Raw genomic sequence first — 2,280 nt, forward strand, 5'->3', positions numbered from 1 at the left:
ATTCTCCCTCAGGCTCTCAGGCTGTCCATTCCCGGATGGTCCAACGAATATTCCATCCTGCTCAAGGACTCGGCCATGTGCTTCGCCCTCGGCACTCCCGAAATCATGGCGCGCACCCACTTCGTGGCTTCCCGCACCTACGAGCACCTGCCCCTCTACATCACCGCCGGACTCATCTATTTCGCCATCACCATGGCGGGCGTGACCCTGCTCCGCCGCCTCGAACGAAAAGCCCGCATCCCCGGCTACAGCAACTCCGGCATGTGATGCCGGGAGACACCATGAACGCTCCTCAGAACGACACCCCCATTCTTCGCGCGGAACACTTCACCAAATATCTTACCGGACGAAAAATCCTCGACGACTGCTCCATCAGCATGCGTCCGGGCGACGTCAAAGTGCTCATCGGCCCGTCCGGCGCGGGCAAGAGCACCTTTCTGCAGTGCATCAACTGCCTGCTCGAACCCGATCAGGGCGAAATCTGGCTCGGCGACCGCAAGGTCGATTTCAAAAACACCAGAGAACTCTACGACCTGCGTCAGCACGTGGGCATGATCTTTCAGGAATTCAACCTCTTCGATCACCTCACCGCCGAACGCAACGTCGCCCTCGCCCTGCGCAAGGTGCGCGGCATGAGCCGCGCCGACGCCCTCGAACGCGCTCACGTGGAACTCGCCCGCGTGGGCCTCGAAGACAAGGCCAAGCTCTATCCCGCCCAGCTCTCCGGCGGTCAGAAACAGCGCGTCGCCATTGCCCGCGCCCTGGCCATGGATCCCACCATCCTGCTGCTCGACGAACCCACCTCCGCCCTCGATCCCGAACTCGTGGGCGAAGTGCTCACCGTCATCCGCGATCTCGCGGCCCACGGCATGCCCATGATCATGGTCACCCATCAGATGGAATTCGCCCGCGCCGTGGCTACCGAAATCCTCTTCATGGAGGCCGGTAAAGTCATCGAACAGGGCTCCCCCGAAGAACTGCTCGCTCCCGGAGCGCAGACCCGCACCCAGGACTTCTGCACCCGCCTCTTTGAACTTTGCGGCGAAGCCGAACCCGCCCCGGAGGCTCAGAACTGATCATGTTCGACTTTCTCGATCCCACCTTCCTCACCACCCGCGTCATGCCCTATCTCGACCGCGGCCTCATGATGAGCCTCCAGCTCATTGTTCCCGCCTCGCTCATAGGGGGCTTCATCGGCGTGGTCATGGGCGTCATGCGCGTGTTCGGCACCCCCTGGATGCGCCGCGGCACCGACGCCGTGGTGGCCGTCATACGCGGCGTGCCCCTCACCGTGCAGCTCATGATCCTCTATTTCGGCCTGCCCAGCCTCCCCGGCGTGAAAATCTACCTTTCCCCCTACGCCGCCGCCCTCATCGGCTTCATCGTGTGCACGGCGTCCTATCAGTCGGAATACGTGCGCGGCGCGCTGCTTTCCATCCGGCAGGGGCAGATCAAGGCCGCGCAGGCCCTCGGCATGACAAGGTGGCAGACCATCTGGTCCGTCATCGTGCCCCAGGCCGTGCGCCGCGCCCTGCCCGGCTGCGGCAATGAAATCATCTACCTCATCAAATATTCCTCGCTGGCGTACATCGTCACCTGCATCGAACTCACCGGCGAAGCCAAAGTGCTCGTCTCCCGCACCTTCCGCCCCACGGAAGTCTATCTCGTGGCCGCCTGCTACTACCTCGTCATGGTGAGCGCCGCCACCTGGCTCCTCGCCAGGCTCGAAAAGAAGCTGTCCATTCCCGGATTCGGCACGCAAAAATAGCGGCGCGGCAACCTTCCGCGGCAACGCTCCGCCGATTCCCGCCGAGCTTTGCCGCTCACGCGACCGCCCGGCTCGCTCCGGCCAGGTTCACGACTGCCCGGTCGCGCATGTCCGGTTCGCTTCGCCCGCGGCTCCTGCCGCTCTCCGGCAACGGAGCACTCCGGCGATGCGCCCCTTGAAGAGAGACGCCTCACGCGCTACCATGGTTCCTTGCGGTGAAACACGCCGTCAACTTCTACCCCCAAGACGCATGACCTCACTCGATCGTATCCGTAATTTCTGCATCATCGCCCACATCGACCACGGCAAGTCCACCCTCGCCGACCGCATCCTTGAATACACCGGTCTGGTGAGCGCGCGCGAGGCCCGCGATCAGTACCTCGACAAAATGGATCTCGAACGCGAGCGCGGCATCACCATCAAGGCGCAGACCGTGCGCATTCCCTACACCGACAAGGACGGCACCGAGTACGTGCTGAACCTCATCGACACCCCCGGCCACGTGGACTTCG

Annotated in this window: 3 protein-coding genes and 1 pseudogene; all 4 read left to right on the forward strand. The window is 63.2% G+C overall.

All coding sequences use genetic code 11. The features are described 5' to 3' along the window. Positions 1 to 267 (forward strand): annotated as a pseudogene (locus ACZM96_RS10685) (amino acid ABC transporter permease); the annotation flags it as partial. A 14-nt stretch (positions 268 to 281) separates the two neighbouring features. Beyond that, positions 282 to 1,076 carry an amino acid ABC transporter ATP-binding protein gene (locus ACZM96_RS10690; RefSeq protein ID WP_294488735.1) on the forward strand — a complete coding sequence of 265 codons (795 nt, stop codon included), beginning with the start codon at positions 282 to 284 and terminating at the stop codon, positions 1,074 to 1,076. Positions 1,077 to 1,078: 2 nt separating this feature from the next. Then, positions 1,079 to 1,768 (forward strand): amino acid ABC transporter permease, encoded by a 690-nt coding sequence (locus ACZM96_RS10695; RefSeq protein WP_489489042.1) that lies wholly within the window; start codon positions 1,079 to 1,081, stop codon positions 1,766 to 1,768. 250 nt (positions 1,769 to 2,018) lie between these two features. Beyond that, positions 2,019 to 2,280 (forward strand): GTP-binding protein (locus ACZM96_RS10700; RefSeq protein WP_489489043.1); only part of this gene is annotated, 262 nt, incomplete at its 3' end.

Source organism: Mailhella sp. (assembly GCF_057866825.1).

What these genes read in the sequence shown, in the direction of transcription:
- ACZM96_RS10690 (WP_294488735.1), top strand. Translation starts at nt 282, where the DNA reads ATGAACGCTCCTCAGAACGACACCCCCATTCTTCGCGCGGAACACTTC.
- ACZM96_RS10695 (WP_489489042.1), top strand. Translation starts at nt 1,079, where the DNA reads ATGTTCGACTTTCTCGATCCCACCTTCCTCACCACCCGCGTCATGCCC.